Annotated in this window: 17 protein-coding genes and 3 pseudogenes; 7 read left to right on the top strand and 13 right to left on the bottom strand. The window is 55.5% G+C overall.

The window, feature by feature from the left end:
- Positions 1-91 precede the first annotated feature (91 nt).
- The 3 genes from ACTJJI_RS06685 to ACTJJI_RS06675 all read left to right on the top strand — a co-directional run bounded on the left by ACTJJI_RS06685 (position 92) and on the right by ACTJJI_RS06675 (position 2,032).
- Entirely contained in the window at positions 92-1,114 is a 1,023-nt protein-coding gene (locus ACTJJI_RS06685; RefSeq protein ID WP_440653532.1) for an NADH:flavin oxidoreductase, read from the top strand.
- Between the two features lie 124 nt (positions 1,115-1,238).
- Complete coding sequence (locus ACTJJI_RS06680; protein WP_440653530.1) at positions 1,239-1,436, top strand: hypothetical protein; 198 nt, start codon at positions 1,239-1,241, stop codon at positions 1,434-1,436.
- Positions 1,437-1,480: 44 nt separating this feature from the next.
- A complete protein-coding gene (locus tag ACTJJI_RS06675; RefSeq protein ID WP_440653528.1) occupies positions 1,481-2,032 on the top strand; it encodes an arginase family protein in 552 nt (183 codons plus the stop codon).
- Between the two features lie 113 nt (positions 2,033-2,145).
- On the opposite strand, the pseudogene ACTJJI_RS06670 reads toward ACTJJI_RS06675, so the two are convergent.
- Positions 2,146-2,381: pseudogene (locus tag ACTJJI_RS06670) on the bottom strand (integrase); the annotation flags it as partial.
- Between the two features lie 96 nt (positions 2,382-2,477).
- Positions 2,478-3,128 carry a GntR family transcriptional regulator gene (locus ACTJJI_RS06665; RefSeq protein ID WP_194516056.1) on the bottom strand — a complete coding sequence of 217 codons (651 nt, stop codon included), beginning with the start codon at positions 3,126-3,128 and terminating at the stop codon, positions 2,478-2,480.
- A gap of 85 nt (positions 3,129-3,213) precedes the next feature.
- Here ACTJJI_RS06665 and ACTJJI_RS06660 point away from each other — a divergent pair, with 85 nt between their 5' ends.
- From ACTJJI_RS06660 to ACTJJI_RS06650, 3 genes and pseudogenes are all read left to right on the top strand, one after another.
- Positions 3,214-4,416 (top strand): MFS transporter, encoded by a 1,203-nt coding sequence (locus ACTJJI_RS06660; protein ID WP_440653525.1) that lies wholly within the window; start codon positions 3,214-3,216, stop codon positions 4,414-4,416.
- A gap of 40 nt (positions 4,417-4,456) precedes the next feature.
- A pseudogene (locus tag ACTJJI_RS06655) lies at positions 4,457-5,057 on the top strand (cysteine hydrolase family protein).
- 243 nt (positions 5,058-5,300) lie between these two features.
- Positions 5,301-5,753: a GNAT family N-acetyltransferase gene (locus ACTJJI_RS06650; protein WP_248040966.1), complete on the top strand. Its 453-nt coding sequence runs from the start codon at positions 5,301-5,303 to the stop codon at positions 5,751-5,753.
- Between the two features lie 162 nt (positions 5,754-5,915).
- Here ACTJJI_RS06650 and ACTJJI_RS06645 read toward each other — a convergent pair whose 3' ends face one another.
- Positions 5,916-6,428, bottom strand: a complete 513-nt coding sequence (locus ACTJJI_RS06645; RefSeq protein WP_440653523.1) for an N-acetyltransferase family protein — start codon at positions 6,426-6,428, stop codon at positions 5,916-5,918.
- A gap of 77 nt (positions 6,429-6,505) precedes the next feature.
- Here ACTJJI_RS06645 and ACTJJI_RS06640 point away from each other — a divergent pair, with 77 nt between their 5' ends.
- Positions 6,506-7,042: a GNAT family N-acetyltransferase gene (locus ACTJJI_RS06640; protein ID WP_440653546.1), complete on the top strand. Its 537-nt coding sequence runs from the start codon at positions 6,506-6,508 to the stop codon at positions 7,040-7,042.
- A gap of 36 nt (positions 7,043-7,078) precedes the next feature.
- Here ACTJJI_RS06640 and ACTJJI_RS06635 read toward each other — a convergent pair whose 3' ends face one another.
- The 10 genes and pseudogenes from ACTJJI_RS06635 to paaE all read right to left on the bottom strand — a co-directional run bounded on the left by ACTJJI_RS06635 (position 7,079) and on the right by paaE (position 16,630).
- The gene (locus tag ACTJJI_RS06635) at positions 7,079-7,582 is read right to left on the bottom strand and encodes a GNAT family N-acetyltransferase (protein WP_118282998.1); all 504 of its coding nucleotides are present in this window, start codon (positions 7,580-7,582) and stop codon (positions 7,079-7,081) included.
- A 14-nt stretch (positions 7,583-7,596) separates the two neighbouring features.
- The gene (gene paaY / locus ACTJJI_RS06630; protein WP_440653520.1) at positions 7,597-8,193 is read right to left on the bottom strand and encodes a phenylacetic acid degradation protein PaaY; all 597 of its coding nucleotides are present in this window, start codon (positions 8,191-8,193) and stop codon (positions 7,597-7,599) included.
- Between the two features lie 9 nt (positions 8,194-8,202).
- Positions 8,203-9,135: a phenylacetic acid degradation operon negative regulatory protein PaaX gene (paaX, locus tag ACTJJI_RS06625; RefSeq protein ID WP_046887551.1), complete on the bottom strand. Its 933-nt coding sequence runs from the start codon at positions 9,133-9,135 to the stop codon at positions 8,203-8,205.
- A 485-nt stretch (positions 9,136-9,620) separates the two neighbouring features.
- Entirely contained in the window at positions 9,621-10,937 is a 1,317-nt protein-coding gene (paaK, locus tag ACTJJI_RS06620) for a phenylacetate--CoA ligase PaaK (protein ID WP_014831766.1), read from the bottom strand.
- A 26-nt stretch (positions 10,938-10,963) separates the two neighbouring features.
- Complete coding sequence (gene pcaF / locus ACTJJI_RS06615; RefSeq protein WP_440653517.1) at positions 10,964-12,169, bottom strand: 3-oxoadipyl-CoA thiolase; 1,206 nt, start codon at positions 12,167-12,169, stop codon at positions 10,964-10,966.
- Positions 12,169-12,591 carry a hydroxyphenylacetyl-CoA thioesterase PaaI gene (paaI, locus tag ACTJJI_RS06610; protein ID WP_014831764.1) on the bottom strand — a complete coding sequence of 141 codons (423 nt, stop codon included), beginning with the start codon at positions 12,589-12,591 and terminating at the stop codon, positions 12,169-12,171. The genes pcaF and paaI overlap by 1 nt, the downstream gene beginning before the upstream one ends.
- Positions 12,581-14,006 (bottom strand): annotated as a pseudogene (gene paaH, locus ACTJJI_RS06605) (3-hydroxyacyl-CoA dehydrogenase PaaH). The gene paaI and the pseudogene paaH overlap by 11 nt, the downstream one beginning before the upstream one ends.
- Before the next feature lies 1 nt (position 14,007).
- The gene (gene paaG, locus ACTJJI_RS06600; protein WP_154819479.1) at positions 14,008-14,796 is read right to left on the bottom strand and encodes a 2-(1,2-epoxy-1,2-dihydrophenyl)acetyl-CoA isomerase PaaG; all 789 of its coding nucleotides are present in this window, start codon (positions 14,794-14,796) and stop codon (positions 14,008-14,010) included.
- Positions 14,796-15,563, bottom strand: a complete 768-nt coding sequence (gene paaF / locus ACTJJI_RS06595) for a 2,3-dehydroadipyl-CoA hydratase PaaF (protein WP_440653515.1) — start codon at positions 15,561-15,563, stop codon at positions 14,796-14,798. The genes paaG and paaF overlap by 1 nt, the downstream gene beginning before the upstream one ends.
- Complete coding sequence (gene paaE, locus ACTJJI_RS06590) at positions 15,560-16,630, bottom strand: 1,2-phenylacetyl-CoA epoxidase subunit PaaE (protein ID WP_248061697.1); 1,071 nt, start codon at positions 16,628-16,630, stop codon at positions 15,560-15,562. The genes paaF and paaE overlap by 4 nt, the downstream gene beginning before the upstream one ends.
- Positions 16,631-16,633 lie beyond the last annotated feature (3 nt).

The following is a 16,633-nucleotide window of genomic DNA, read 5'->3' as shown; positions in this document are numbered from 1 at the left end:
TTTAATTTCCATACGAATCTCAAAAGTGATCATAAGCTCCCCTGTATTCAGAGGAGCAGATTAACCCCTGGATCAATTTTCAACCGCTGGGGTGGATCAGTTTTGCACCGTTGGTAACACCGGCGTACCAGGTGAAAAGATGCAGGATTATTACTCCCGCTTTGCCCGGGGAGGTTTCGGCGCCATCATCACCGAGGGGATCTACATTGATCAGGCGTGGTCACAGACCTATGCGTTTCAGCCAGGCATCGTGAATGAAGAACAGATCTGCGGCTGGAAAAATATTGTCGAAAAAGCGCATCAGAGCGGTGCTCGGGTCATAGCCCAGCTCATTCATGCCGGCGCATTGTCTCAGAAAAATATCTACCGTCTGGGCTCTGCCGGTCCTTCCGCCGTACAACCTAAAGGGCAGCAACTTGAGTTCTACTATGGTTCCGGAGAATACCGCACTCCCCGGGCACTCAGTGAAGAGCAGATCCGCGACATCATCTCCAGTTTTGCCGACAGCGCGGAGCGTGCCGTCAGTGATGCAAAATTTGACGGGGTAGAGATCCATGCTGCGAACGGATATCTGCTTGACCAGTTCCTGACAGACTATACCAACCAGCGAACTGATGGATGGGGTGGTTCCCTGGAAAACCGGCTGGCCATTACGCTGGAAGTTATCCGTGCCGTACGCGGCAAAATTGGCGCAGAAAAGACGCTGGGCGTCAGGATTTCGCAGGGAAAAGTAAACGATTTTCATCATAAATGGAAAGAAGGTGAGGCCGGTGCCAGGAAAATCTTCGGTCTGCTCGCCGATGCCGGCGTGGACTATATCCATGTGACCGAATACAAATCCTGGCTACCTGCATTCGAGAACAGCGACAAGAGCCTTGTTGAGCTTGCCCGTGAAGCCGCTCCGGAGACCATAATAATTGCTAACGGTGGGCTGGATGACGGTGAAACGGCAGAAAAGCTTCTGGGTATGGGGGCAGACTTTGTTTCCATTGGCAAGGCTGCGCTTGCCAATCCTGACTGGCCACGAAAAGTCGGCAGCGGTCTGCCACTCCACGAACTGCCTGGCGATATTCTTTCGCCGGTTGCGGACATTAAGGAAAAAGAGCGTTTTTAATTGTTATTACCAGCTGTGCTGAAACCAGGGAGTTAACATGACTGACAAGTCGAAAAAAACCATCAGGATCTTATTTCCACAGTGGCAGGGTGGCAACCAGGAGCTCTAAGGGTTTGGTGCCCGGTTGCTGCACTGGCTCTCTCCGGAGTCATGCTCCTCTCTGCATACTATCAGCGTGCCGGAATTTAACCCGGACACGCATGAGCCTGAAGAGGGTCTGCTTTATCGCCGACAGTTACTCAGCCAGCATGATGAAGCCTGGGCAGTGCTGGAAAAAGAAGAACCGGATCATATCGTGGTGTTCGCGGTGACTGCCTTGTAGACCAGGCTCCGTTTGCCTGGATGAACACCAGGCACAATGGTGAAATGGGCGTACTGTGGATCGATTCACACGCCGATGTGAAGACCCCGCGCGATTTTACCCATGGCCATACCATGGTGCTGGGCAATCTTTTAGGCGGCGGCGATCCGGAGTTTGCTTCAAAAGTGAAAACTCCGGTAGCACCCTCGCGCGTCATGTATGCCGGTCTGATTGAAGAAGGGCTGACTGAGCAGGAATCGTCCGTTATCAGCGATCTTGGTTTGCAGATCGCCCGACCTGAAGAACTTTATGAAAACAGTGACAGGATCACTCGCTGGATAAAAGAACAGAACATCTGCAAACTTGCCGTGCATCTGGACCTGGATGTCCTCAACCCGGACGTCTTCCATTCGCTGCTATTCGCGGAGCCTGAACCTGAGTTTGACTGGCAGGCAGTGTACCCGGTTGGAAAACTGAATCTTGCTCAGACGCTAAGAGTCATCCGTGATGTCTCTGCTGAAACAGAAATTGTGATCATCGGTATTACCGAACATCTGCCGTGGGATGCCTGGAATCTTAAAGAGTTTCTTAAAAAACTTCCTATTATGAACGAGTAAAAGTCAGAACTTATGTAGTCTGCACGTTCATCTACAGAATGTGCGGAGTGCTTATATAAGATATTTGAAGCACTACAACTCTAACATTCACATCGTCCGCTTCTGGCACAGGGCTGCTGTTGCAGCACCGTTGCTCTGCTCGAAACCGAACTACTATATGCAACATCAGATACTTTAAGGTTCACCAGATCGCAGCCTCGTAGCTTACTGTCTAAGGCCATATTGAACAGAGCTAAATCACGCGTTTTACCTTCCAGTTCAAGCCGGATTCGGATCCCCAGATATGAGATATCTGAAGTGGTCTTTTTTGGCCTATGATACGGTCTTTATTCCACGGTGACGTGTTCATACTCAAATCTCCTGCAATGTGGGAGATTTGAGTATGGTTGTCCCTTATGAGCGAAAAGTCGACCTTTGTTATTCTGTTGTGTAACTCGCCACATGATCAGGATATAACAATCCCTCTCGCCCTCAGGCTACGTCTGCTTGAATTGATAGCGTCGAGAAGGCGGAGTCGGCTTTCCCGGAGATGAGTGACGAGTAACTCTGCCGCTTTCTCGATGTCCTGCGAGCGAAGTGCAGCAAATATTTCGCGATGATCTTCCCAGGCGGGGTTCGACGGCGCTTTATCTAGCCATCTTGCCCGTGAAAGCCGACGCAGTGCATCACTTATCCCATCGATGATAAACGCATTCTGACAAAGACGGGCCAGATGCAGATGGAATCGTGTTCCGGCATCATCCATTATCCCTTCAGACACATCAGCAGTCTTCTCTTTAAGCAGGGTTTCCAGACCGTTGAGTTGTTCTTCCGTCATTTGGCTGGCTGACAGTTTTAGTGCCGCCACTTCCAGTACTTCCCGGTAAATACACAGCTGTTCAACTTCAGCGACATCGATCGGTGCCACCAACCAGCGTAACCCGTCACGACATACCAGCCCCTCAGACTCCAGCTTTTGTAATGCGGCTCGAACAGGCGTTCGGGAGGCGTTAAACGTTGCTTCAGCCCAGCGCTCGGTCAGTCGTTCTCCCGGACCCAGCTCCATGCTGAGTATCAATTTTCTTAATTGGTTTTCAACCTCAGATGCCTGACTCATGACGGCAATGTTCCCCCGCAAATTGACAGTAAAATGCATAATCGATATGGTATACCAATTTGGTATACCAAGAAAGAGCGTATTTATGATCCAATTTTATAACAGCTTTTGGCAGCGAAACCTGATTGTTTGCTTCATTGGCTCGTTCTCAACCGTCTTTGCAATGACCCTGATGTTGCCGTTTCTGCCTTTGTATGTCGAAGAGCTTGGTGTTCATGGGCATGCATCGGTTGTTCAATGGTCTGGCGTGGCATTCAGCGCAACGTTTATCACTGCCGGGTTGATCGCCCCTGTCTGGGGGAAACTCGGTGACAGATATGGACGCAAGTCGATGCTCGTGAGAGCCAGCCTTGGCATGGCGGTTACTGTTTCGCTTATGGGGCTGGTGACAAATATATGGCAACTTGTCGGACTAAGATTGTTAGTTGGCCTGGCGGGAGGTTACTCATCCGGCGCGACAATTCTTATCGCAGTCCAGGCTCCCAGAGAACGTGCAGCCTGGGCGCTGGGGATTGTTTCATCCGGTGTAATGGCTGGCAATCTTGTCGGTCCACTTGCCGGAGGATGGCTCCCTGGTCTGATCGGTATTCGAACCACGTTTTTCTGTGCCGGTGCGCTGATATTTCTGTCCTTTATCATGACCCTCACTCTCATTCGCGAAGAAGTGCATAAGCCTGCGGATGGAGTGGCAAAAATGGGAGTGAGCTGGTCGCAGTTGCCTGCCCGTACTGTCATTATCTGCATGCTTAGCACCGGTCTGCTGCTGATGCTGGCCAATATGTCGATAGAACCCATTATCACGGTCTATGTGCGTACCCTGGTCAGCGACGCTTCTCAGATAACGAAAGTGGCGGGATATGTGATGGCAGCAGCGGCGCTTGGCAGCATTATTTCCGCCTCATGGCTTGGAAAACTGGCGGACAGGATAGGACATTTACGCATTATCACGCTGGCGCTGACTGCGGCCGGTTTACTGCTGATCCCCCAGGCATTTGTCACTTCCGGGTGGCAACTGATTGCCCTGCGTTTCCTTATGGGAGTGGCGCTCGGCGGCTTATTGCCTTGTATTGCAGCAGTGATACGTCACCGCGTACCAGAAGGCATGGTGGGCAGCATTCTTGGCTATTCCGTCGCAGCGCAGTTCGCTGGTCAGTTCATCGGGCCGCTGATTGGCGGCTTTGTCGGCGGGCATATCGGTATGCGAGCCGTCTTCCTGGCAACCAGCTGCATCCTGTTAGCCGGAGCTGCCTGGAACTTTAAAATACATCGCCAGTCAGCAACGCGCTGACTGACTTCATTATCCTTCATCTGCAAATTTCGCAAATTTTATGTCAAATCAACTCAGTAACATCAGTAAAAACAGCGCTCTGCTGGTTATGGATTTTCAGACGATCATCCTTAACAATTTCCTCCCGCAAGAAAGCGCTGGAAACGTTATACGCAATACCGCATCACTGATAACCGCTGCGCGCACGGCAGGCGTTCCGGTCATTTATATCAGTGTCGGATTCCGCAAGGGATATCCAGAGGTCAGCAAAAACAACACTATCTTCTCTACGATTAAAGAGAATGGAATTTTTATAGCGGACAACAAGAGCACGGCTATTCATCCTGATGTCGCTCCGGCAGAAAATGAGGTCGTCATCGTTAAACGCAGAGTCGGAGCTTTCTCGTTTACTGAACTTGAGATGATCCTGCGTGTTCAGGGCATCGAAAACCTGATCCTTACCGGTGTGACTACCAGTGGTGTGGTGCTTTCTACAGTCGGGCAAGCGTTTGACCTGGATTATCGCCCTATCGTTGTGAGTGATTGCTGCGCAGATCCAGATCATGACACCAATGTGTTTTTACTTGAAAAGATTCTACCTCAACATGCTTTTGTTACCAGTTCATCTGAAATATCAAAAGCCTGGGCATAAAAAAATATGAATTTCTGACGTCAAAATAACCGTATTGTACTGGGGGAGGTGACCGGGAATGCCCGGTCATATGAACGTCCGCTCCTGGCACGGAGCGGATCTCATGAAGTCCCCCGCTCCGCAATGAGCGAGAAGCGTACATAATATCCTCGGGACAGTCTGGCAACTGCATTGTCGCATCACCCGTTTCGGGATGATGCTTTTACTAGCAGGATACGTTATGTTGGCCACACTCTCATTACAGGATATGTCCATGATCACAGTAGAGAAATCAGATCCATTTTCTGCAGAATCCCGTCGCTTAATCGAAATGCTGTCAGCAGAACTTGCCGCTATTACTGGTGATAGTGGCAAAAGTCATTTCACCCTTGAAGCAATGAATGATGACAAAGCCTTATGGGTCTTGGCAAAGAATACCCATGGCGAAGCGATAGGATGCGGTGCTATACGCCCCTTGACGCCAGAAATAGCCGAGCTTAAAAGAATGTTTTCAGACAGAAGTGTGCCAGGGATTGGAGATGCTTTACTCACTTTTCTTGAAACATCGGCAAAAGAGATGGGGTATAGCGAACTCAGACTTGAAACCCGACACATCAATCATCGGGCTGTAAATTTCTACGAGAAAAATGCTTATCACCGCATTGAGAATTACGGCCCTTACATAGGCAGGACAGAAGCCGCCTGTTTCTCAAAAGCATTGCGCTGATTATATTAATTGGACCTGCCGTCCGCTTCTGGCACCGTACAGAGAGAAGAACGGACTACCTGACCGACGCTCATCGTAATAGGGTTTCACGTACCATCCCTCTTTTTAAACCGATAATCCCTGTCTGACGAAGACGAAACGCCCCCTATAAGCAAAGGAAAGCTATAACCCCATCCCCATGATCTTCAATACACTCCGCTGCGACGCTGTATCGAAAACCGTATCCTTGATAAACCGCATCCCCTGCTTTTCATAAAATCGCCGGGCACGTTCATTCTGTTCAAGCACCTCGAGCCACAGAAATTTTTTGCCATGACTGCGGGTAAGTTCGATGACGCTGCTAAACATGCTCTGACCGTAGTGATTACTCGTCTTGGTCGGATCAAGATAGAGTTTGTTAAGAAGCACACCGCTGATGTCGGTATCAGGGATTGTGGCTTCCCATGTCAGTTTCATAAAACCAATCGGTTGATCAAGGTCCGCCACATACCAGCTTGTGTCGCTCTTTCTCAGACTCTGTTCTATCGCCGCAACGGAATATTCGGATTCCAGAAAATCGCTCAGCTCTGATTCCGACTTCCACAGATGTTTAAAGTGCGCGGAATAGATGCGATAGCCCAGTTCACTGAGTAATACTGAATCTGCTGATGTTGCTTGTCGTAAAAGTAACGTCATAAGATAACTTCTTGCATCCAGGTAAAAACTGTTATGTGAAAACAGAATACCTGATCTCGCTCATCAGGAGGACAATGATGAAAGTTGAAACGAAACGTTTATATCTTCGCCCTGTAAGAGAGTCAGATGTCGTTGCACTTTTCAAAATTTATGGCGATCCAGCGACTAATACCTTTAACCCTGCAGGTCCCTACCCGGACATTGACTACGCGCAATCGGTCCTGAATCGCTGGATCGGTCACTGGAATACCCATGGTTTTGGAAACTGGGCTATCTCACTTCACAATAATATAGATAGCATCATCGGTTTTGGCGGGCTGGGAATTCGTGACTTTGCAGATAGCCGTCTTAATAATCTGGGTTATCGATTTTGCACTGAGGCATGGGGAAAAGGTTTCGCCACAGAATTTGCAACCTCTGCGATCGAATACGGTTTTGAAGTAATCGACTTAACGGAAATATCAGCGGTCGTGAGAAGGAACCATCACGCATCGCAAAACGTTCTTGAAAAAGCGGGATTAAAATATATCAAAGAGATTCTGGATGTTGAGAATGCCCCGCCGAGTCTACTCTATTCGCTGACCAAAAATGAGTGGCTACGAAAAACAGAGTAGCCCCCAAAAGTCTTTCAATCATCTGCATGCAGTATGTTAAAGGTTGAGTTCATACACCACACAAGGCACATCATAATGCTCTTCTATCGCCTTGAACGTCATACCTAACCGTTGCATCACACGCTGCGAGGGGACATTGTCCGGATCGGCAACCGCAACCAGATAAGTGGCACCCACCTGTTCTGCTGCGAACGCAATAATCGCTTTTGCGGCTTCCGTTGCGTAACCTTTGCCATTATGTGCCGGGATAAGTCGCCAGCCAATCTCCAGCGGGGCGCCCTCCACGTTAGCCAGATGCTGGAGACATGCTGCGCCAACGACCTCACCAGACGCCTTCTCTTTAATCGCCCACCACGAAAACCCGTATTTTGCCCAACGGGCCTGAACGCGTCGGATCCCTTCCCAGGTCTCTTCCGGCGTTTTAGCGATCCCCTGGTTGATATACCGCATCACGCCGGGATCGCCATCCATCACCCGCAAGCCTTCATAATGATCGTCATGATAGGGTTCAAGCTTTAAACGCGCTGTTTCTAAGTCCAACTGAATTCCCCCGCTCACACCGCCGATTTCGGCCGTAAATTCTCATCAAACGTCAGCCATTTGCGTCCCGGCTCTTCTTCGCGCAGCGGCTCCACCTGATGCATCGTCAGCTTACAGCGCTCCACCAGCACCTGATACTCGCGCGTGCCCTGCTGCTTCCAGGCCAGTTCCTGTTCGCTTAGCTCACGAATCGCTTTCGCCGGACTGCCGATAATCAAATGGTTAGCGGGCATCTCGGCTTTCGCCTTCACAAACGCCGCCGCGCCGACGATGCTGTTTTCGCCAATCACCGCCCCGTCCATCACCACTGCGTTCATCCCTACCAGGGCGTTGCGGCGGATAATACAGCCGTGCAGAATGGCGCTGTGGCCAATATGGCCGTCCTCTTCCACCACCGTATCTTGCTCCGGGAAGCCGTGCATCACGCAGTTATCCTGAATGTTCGCGCCATCTTTCACCACAATACGGCCAAAATCACCGCGCAGGCTGGCATTGGGGCCGACATACACACCTTTGCCCAGGATCACATCGCCAATGAGCACCGCTGTCGGGTGGACATAGCTCTCGTCTGGCACCACCGGCGTCAGACCGTCAATTTGATAAACAGGCATCCTCACTCCTTATGCGGTCGCAAGACCACCAAAGCGTTGATAATAAAGCGTGCCGGGCACGGGCAGTTCACCCACCGAGGTTTCGCCTTTCTCGCTGACAAACGCCAGCGCTCCCGGTGCCACACGCTGATAGATGTTGATGCAAAGCTGTCGCGCGCTTTGACCCGCCCAGTGCGCAGGCAGTAGCTCCTCTGGCAGCAGCGGGTCTTTCAGCACCACGCGACGATAAAAGTGGATCAGTAACAGCTGGATCTGGAAGCAACGCTCCGGCGTAAGCTCTTCCGGCGTAGCCTCTTTCAGCAGCGGCAGTAGCGGACGGAACGACTGAATAAACGTCTCGTACATCGCGTTCTGTTCGGTCAGCTGCCAGCACTCCTCAACGCGGGAACGCAGCGCCGCGCGAGAAAGTGCCAGCGGTGAATGGGCTTCGAAGAAGATGACATTTTCCGCCACGCCCGCGTCATGAAGAAGCGACTGCACATCCGCCAGATGCTGCGAGGGCGAAGCCATCAGGCTGGGCGCCAGCGTGCCAAACCCTTGCCAGATAAGCTGTTTTTTCACGTCGGCAAGCGTGGTTTTATCGAGACCTTCAGAGAGCAGCAGCAGCCATTTGCCATCCCAGGCAGGCAACTCCGCGCGGTAGATCTTATTCTCTGCCCGGCGGGTTAAACGCAGCCCTTTGTCGCTCAGGCGGTAATAGCTGCGACGCCCGATGCGGGAAACATCCAGCCAGCCCTCTTTATTGAGGCGAAACAGCGCGGTTCGCACAAAGCGTTCGCCAAAGCCCATCCCTTCGAGCAACGCGGCCAGGCTGCCAAGCCAGATCTCGCCGCCGCGATGGGAAAGCGCATCACCGTATAATGAAGAGATTAGCGACGTCCCGCTGATGGGAACCGAACTGACCGCATGCTGAATAAAGGCGTCGAGTTTCATATGATTCATTCTGTTGGTGTTTTTGTCCTGGATGAATCATAGCATACGAATCCTGGAGAGCCCCTCACCCTAACTCTCTCCCAAAGGGTTGAGGGATCCCCAGTAATTTTTTTACCGAAAGCGACGAAAGTTGTTTCAGGAAAATAAATGACTTACAGCGACGCCCTGGTCCGGCTGTAAATCGCTGAGGCGTTTCCTGTAGGCCGGGGCGAGGCGCATGGATGCGCCGAGAGGGCGGATTTACAGGGATGTTACCTCCGCCCGTCCCCGATAAGCCGGAAGGAATAAGCCGAGGGCACCGCGAAGCGGCGATTTACCGCCGGGAGCCCGGGTCGCCAGGGCGGTGGCGATTGAGCCGCCCTGGCACGTTCACAAGTCATGCCGTTACAGAGTAGCAAGGAACATAAAGTGAACGGAATGACCTCTACAGCCATATGTTCCCCCTCACCCCAGCCCTCTCCCTCAAGGGAGAGGGAACGCAGAATGAGGATAATTCAACCGTTGGCCGCCACTTTACGCAGGTCAAACACCCGGCAGGCTTTCCCCTCCGAGCGCGGGATGCTGCCACAGTTAACGATCATAACGTCCGTTGAAATCCCGACCATCGATTTAATGCGATGACGCAGCTGATGGCAGACCTGACAGCGCTGTTCGTGGGTCAGCGAGAGACTGCTCTCTTTCAGCTCCACTTTTACAGAAAGTGAATCAAGATGCCCCCGACGATTCACCTCCAGCTGGTAATGCGGAGAGAGATGCTCAAACTTCACAATCTCCTCTTCCAGCTGCGACGGGAAGACGTTCACACCGCGGATAATGAGCATGTCGTCGCTGCGACCGCTGATCCTGTCCATGCGGCGCATGGTGCGGGCGGTCCCCGGCAGCAGACGGGTCAGGTCCCGGGTGCGATAGCGGATCACCGGCAGCGCCTCTTTAGTCAGCGTGGTGAACAGCAGTTCGCCCTGCTCGCCGTCATTAAGCGGCGTGCCGTCGTTCGGGTTGACGATCTCCGGGTAGAAATGATCTTCCCAGATGGTCGGGCCGTCGGCGGTTTCGATACACTCCATCGCCACGCCCGGCCCCATCACTTCCGAGAGGCCGTAGATATCCAGCGCGGTAATGCCTAACCGTTTTTCGATCTCATGACGCATCGCCTGGGTCCACGGCTCGGCACCGAACACACCCACGCGCAGGGAGCAGGCGCTGGCATCGCCGCCCATCTGCCGCTCCAGCTCTTCAATCAGGTTGAGGCAGTAGGAAGGCGTCACCATGATCATATCCGGCTTAAAATCGCGGATCAGCTGCGCCTGCTTCTCGGTCTGGCCGCCGGACATCGGGATCACCGTGGCCCCTAAACGCTCGGCACCGTAGTGGGCGCCCAGCCCGCCGGTAAACAGGCCATAACCATAGGCCACATGAATTTTATCCTTCGCGCTGCCCCCGGCGGCACGCAGGGAGCGGGCCACCAGGTTGGCCCAGTTGTCGATGTCGCCCTGAGTGTAGCCGACAACGGTCGGTTTCCCGGTCGTGCCGGAGGAGGCATGAATACGTACCACCTGCTCCATCGGTACGGCGAAGGTATCGAACGGATAGTTATCGCGCAGATCCTGCTTGGTGGTGCACGGGAATTTGCGGATATCGGCCAGCTCGTGGAAATCGTCAGGGTGAACGCCCGCGGCATCAAACTTACGTTTGTACATCGGCACGTTGTTATAGGCGTGGTTCAACGTCCATTTCAGACGTTGGGTCTGCAACGCCTGTAATTCGTCAATGGACGCGGTTTCGATCGGATCAAGCTTTGTTGTATTTATCATCGCAGGGTACTCACATTATTGTTCGCTCAAACACGCTCAAGGATCATGGCAATGCCCTGACCCACACCGATGCACATCGTACACAGCGCGTAGCGCCCGTGGCGTCGATGCAATTCATTGCTCGCGGCCAGCGCCAGCCTGGCACCGCTCATTCCCAGCGGATGGCCTAACGCAATGGCCCCTCCGTTCGGATTGACGTGTGCGGCATCGTCCGGCAACCCCAGCTGACGCAGCACGCCCAGCGCCTGCGAGGCGAAGGCTTCGTTCAGCTCAATCACATCCATCTCGTTGATGCTGAGCCCCGCTCGCTCCAGCACTTTGCGGGTGGCGGGCACCGGCCCTACCCCCATCAGACGTGGCTCCACGCCTGCGGTGGCCATGGCCACAATCCGCGTGCGCGGCACAAGCCCCTGTGAAAGCGCCATCTGCTCGCTGGCGATAATCAGTGCAGCGGCGCCATCGTTCACCCCAGAGGCGTTACCTGCGGTAACGACGCCATTTTTGCGAAACGGCGCTTTCAGGGCGGCAAGTTGCGCCAGCGTGGTGTCGGCGCGCGGGTGCTCATCAACAGAGACCTCCGTAACGGTCCCTTTTTTTCCCGGAATCAGCACCGGCACGATCTCCTGCGCCAGAATGCCGTTTTGCTGCGCCCGGGCGGTACGTTGCTGGCTGCGCAGCGCGAACGCATCCTGATCGGCACGGCTGATATTTAACAATTCAGCTACATTCTCTGCCGTTTCCGGCATGCTGTCAGTTCCGAACGTCTGATGCATGAGCGGATTCACAAATCGCCAGCCAAGGGTGGTATCGAAGATCTCCGCCTGGCGCTGAAACGCCGCGGTGGCTTTCGCCATCACAAACGGCGCGCGGGACATCGACTCGACGCCACCGGCAATCAGCAGATCGCCATCACCGGATTTTATGGCGCGAGCAGCAAAGCCAATCGCATCCAGCCCCGAGCCGCACAGGCGGTTGATCGTCGTGCCGGAGACGGTGTGCGGCAGCCCGGCCAGCAGTGACGCCATACGCGCCACGTTGCGGTTGTCTTCCCCCGCCTGGTTGGCGCAGCCGAAGATCACATCATCAATCCGCTCCGGGTCGAGTTGCGGATAGCGCTCCAGCAAGGTACGCAGCGGTATGGCGCCCAGATCGTCCGCGCGTACGGCGGATAACGCCCCGCCGTACCGCCCCACCGGGGTTCGCACCCCATCACAAATAAATGCGTCACGCATCAGGCTTCTCCTGTCACATTGCCGCCGATGCGGTGGGATTTTCCGCGAAAGAGAGCGACGGTTTTCTGTTGTTGGTTCTGAATTTCGATGTCATACACGCCGGTCAGTTTGCCCTGATGCTTTACCCGCGCGGTGGCGGTCAGCTTGTCTCCGACAAAGCCCGGACGAAGGAAATCGATTGTGCAGCCAGAGGCCACCGCCGCCAGCCCCTGGCTGTTGCAGGCGTAGGCAAACGCGGTGTCGGCCAGCGAGAAGAGCTGTCCGCCGTGGCAGGTTTTATGGCCGTTAAGCATCTGCGGGGTGATGGTCATGGTCACCACTGCGTAACCCTCGTCCATGTCGATAATGTCCATCCCCATTGCCTGCGCGCAGGCATCCTGTTCGTACATGGCGCGGGCGTTATGCCAGGCGTTATGACTCATAGCTACTCTCCAGAAGCGCACGCTGGCGCAGCAGTGAACAGGGGCGATAACGTTCTTCGCCGTAATGACGCTGCAGGTTTTCCAGCAGCGTTAACAGACGTTGCCAGCCCAGCCGCTCGCCCCAGGCAATCGGCCCGGACGGGTAGTTCACGCCCAGACGCATGGCGGTATCGATATCTTTTTCGCTGGCGACCCCTTTCTGCAGCGCATCCAGCGCTTCGTTGGCAATCATCGCCACCGTGCGCCAGACCAGCAGGCCAGGGTAATCGGCAATCTGCACCACCCGCTTTCCCTGCTGTTGCAGGTAGCGGATGACTTTTTGCGTCGCGGTATGCGGGTTGCTGGCCGCCGACGCAATCACCGCCACGTCGCGCTCAATGCGATCAACTACCACCACCGGGCAGTTGAGGCGCAGCGCCAGCGCCTGAGCGGTTTCACCCTGCGTTTCAATCAGCAACACCTCATCGATTTCCGTGACGCCGTCACGTTTTCGTTCAACCCGCATCGGGCTAAAGCTGTCGTTGATCGTTTCAAGCCATGGCACCGGTGGCGATTCGCCGCGCCAGTCGTAAACGCCCTTCCCGCTTTTTTTGCCCCAGCCGCCCCGCCAGTACCAGCTCCTGCTGCACCAGTGAAGGCAGAAAACGCCGCTCCTGCCAGAATGCGTTAAACACCGAACAGGTCACGGCGAAGTTCACGTCCTGCCCAATCAGATCGGTCAGTTCCAGCGGCCCCATCGGGAAACCACCGCCCTCGCGCAGGGCCGCATCAATCACTTCAGGGGCTGCAACCTGTTCTTCCAGCGCGCGCCAGGCTTCGGAATAGAACGGGCGCGCCACGCGGTTCACGATGAAGCCCGGCGTTGACTGGCAGCGCACCGGCTGTTTCCCCCAGTTCAGCGCCAGCGCGCACAGCGCGTCGGCCACTTCCGGCGAGGTCGCCAGCCCGCTAACCACCTCCACCAGCTTCATCACCGGTGCCGGGTTAAAGAAATGCAGACCTGCCACCCGCTCGGGATGACGGATATCCGCCGCAATCGCGGTGATCGAGATAGAAGACGTGTTGCTGGTAAGCAGGGTTTGCGGCGGGCAGATCGCCGCCAGTTCGGCAAACAGCGCTTTTTTCACCTCAAGGCGCTCGGAGGCGGCTTCTATCACCAGGTCCGCCGCGGTGAGCGCACTGATATCCGTGACCGGGGTCAGCCGGGCGAGGATCTGCCCACAGGCCTCCTCAGTGAGTTTGCCCCGCGTCACCCGGGAGGCAAGGCGCTGGCGAATGCCGTCAATGGCGCGGGAAATGGCGTCTGAGGCAATGTCATACATCAGCACCTGATGCCCATGGCGTGCCGCGACTTCGGCTATTCCGGCACCCATTGTCCCGCTTCCAATGACGGCGACAGTACGAATGTTCAGCATCTTACTTCCCCGTAAAATTGGGCGTGCGCTTCGCCAGGAAGGCGCTCACGCCTTCGCGGTAATCGTCGCTGCGTCCGGCCAGCCGTTGATAATCGCGCTCCAGGTCAAGCTGTGCGTCCAGGGTGTTGGTTTCAGCGGCATTGATCGCCTGTTTGATCAGCCCCAGCCCAAAGGTGGGCTGCGAGGCAAAGTGCAGGGCCAGCTGCTGCGCCGTACTGGAGAGCTGGTCGTCATCCACCACCTGCCAGATCATTCCCCAGGCGTGCGCCTGTTCGGCGCTCAGTTTGTCGCCAAGCAGCGCCAACCCCATGGCGCGGGCACGTCCGGCCACGCGCGGCAGGAACCAGGTCCCGCCGCAGTCCGGGACTAGCCCCAGCTTGCTGAAGGCCATTACAAAGGTGGCGGAGCGCGCGGCAATCACCATGTCGCACCCCAGCGCCAGCGTGGCCCCCGCTCCGGCCGCCACGCCGTTGACCGCGCAAATCACCGGTTTTGGCAACGCGGCCAGACGACGCACCAGCGGGTTATAAAAAGTCTCGACGGACATCCCCAGATCCGGCGCCGGACCGTTCGGGTCGACGTTACGGTCGTTCAGATCCTGCCCGGCACAGAAGCCGCGCCCTGCGCCGGTGATCAGCAGACATCGGATAGTGTCATCGCGCTCGGCCTGCTTCAGGCACTCTGAAAGCTGCTGGTGCATCGCATCGTTAAAGCTGTTCAGACGCTCCGGACGGTTCAGCGTCAGGGTCATTACGCCTTGCTCTACATGACTGAGAATAAATTCCACAATTAGCGTCCTTTAAAGTCGGGAGTACGTTTCTGTAAGAAGGCGTCGATGCCTTCTCGCCTGTCTTCCGTGGCCGAGAGCAGCGCGAACAGCTGACGCTCCTGAGCCAGACCCGCCTGCAGCGGCACCTCCTGCGACTGGCGCAGCGCCTGTTTAGCCGCCTGTAGCGCCAGCGGCGAGTGGCGCGCCATCAGTGCTGCCTGGTTCAGGGCATATTCCAGCGTCAGTGAGGCCGGGAAAACGTCGCTGACCAGACCGGCTCGCTGAGCCTGCTGCGCCGTAATGCTTTCCCCGGTCAGCACCATTCTGCTGGCGAGCGATTTACCCACGCAGCGGATCAGGCGCTGCGTGCCGCCCGCACCGGGCATGATCCCAAGCGTAATTTCTGGCAGACCGAAGCGGGCGTTGTCACCGGCAATCACTACATCGCACAGCAGGGCCAGCTCGCAGCCAGCCCCGAGTGCAAAACCGTTCACGGCGGCAATCAGCGGTTTATTGAAGGCGTCTATCCGCTTCCACAGCTGAGGACGACTATCGTTCAGGGTGGCAGGCAGATCTTTCTCTGCCATTTCGTTGAGATCGGCTCCGGCCGCAAAGCAGCGCTCGCTGCCGTAAATCACGCAGGCAGAAATACTGTTGTCGCAGGCTGCGGCCTCCAGTTGTTCGGCAAGCTGCGTCAGCAGTCCATTGTTGAGGGCGTTGCGTGCCGCCGGACGGTTGAGCGTCAACTGCAGCACACGGCCATGACGGGTAACGAGGAGTTCGCTCATGCCATCCCCTTTGCGTCGAAGTCGACCACCACGTCGGCGGTTAGCGGCAGCGCCTGACAGCTCAGCACATACCCGGCAGCCAGTTCGTCCGGCTCGAGGCTGTAGTTGGTCGCCATGTCCACCTTGCCGCGCAGCACTTTGCATTTACAGGTGGCGCAGACGCCCCCCTTGCAGGCATACGGCAGATCCGCCCCCTGGCGCAGGGCGGCATCCAGAATGCTGTCGTCATCCGCTGTCAGGACGATCTCGCGGTCACGTCCGTCCTGACGCACGATCACCTTCTGGCCTTCCGCCTGCACGCTCACCGCGCGTTTAACGGCCGTGCCCGGCGTATTGAACCGCTCAAGGTGAAGGGATTTTTCGGCCATCCCCAGCGCTTTTAAGGTCGCTTCAGCCTCGTCCATCATCGCGGCCGGGCCGCAGATAAAGGCCTCGTCGTACTGGCGGAAGTTGATCAGCGTTTTTGCCAGCGCCTGCAGCTTTTCACCGTCGATACGGCCGTAAAGCAGGTCGCTGTCCAGCCGCTCCTGGCTGAAAATGGCAACCAGCTGCAGCCGCTGCGGGTATTTATCCTTCAGGTCTGCCAGCGCCTGACGGAACATCATGCTCTGGCTGCTGCGGTTGCCGTAGATCAGGGTGAAGTGGCTGTTCGGTTCGGCGGCCAGCGTGGCGGATAAAATCGCCAGCATCGGGGTGATGCCGGAGCCTGCGGCAATCGCCAGATAGTGACCTTCCCGCTCAGGCTGTGGCTGATAGCCAAAATGCCCCTGGGGAACCATCACCTCCAGCGTCATGCCCGGTTTGATCTCATCCCGGGCGTAACGAGAGAAACGCCCGCCTTCAATGGCTTTAACCGCGACGCTGATCTCCCCCGGCGCGCTACTCCGGCAGATGGAGTAACAGCGGCGCAGTTCGTCTGCACCCAGTCTGGTTTTCAGGGTCAGGTGTTGGCCGGGACGAAAGCGGTACGCCTCCTGCAACGCCTGCGGCACCGCGAAGGTAATGGTCACCGCATCGCGGGTTTCGGGTTCTACTTTTGCCACTGTTAATGAATGAAACGTTGTCATGGC

The sequence above is a fragment of the Enterobacter sp. 22466 genome (assembly GCF_052044775.1).
Taxonomy (GTDB): domain Bacteria; phylum Pseudomonadota; class Gammaproteobacteria; order Enterobacterales; family Enterobacteriaceae; genus Enterobacter; species Enterobacter dissolvens.
Note: the sequence above shows the minus strand (reverse complement) of the source record. Positions and strands in the feature narration are given on the sequence as shown.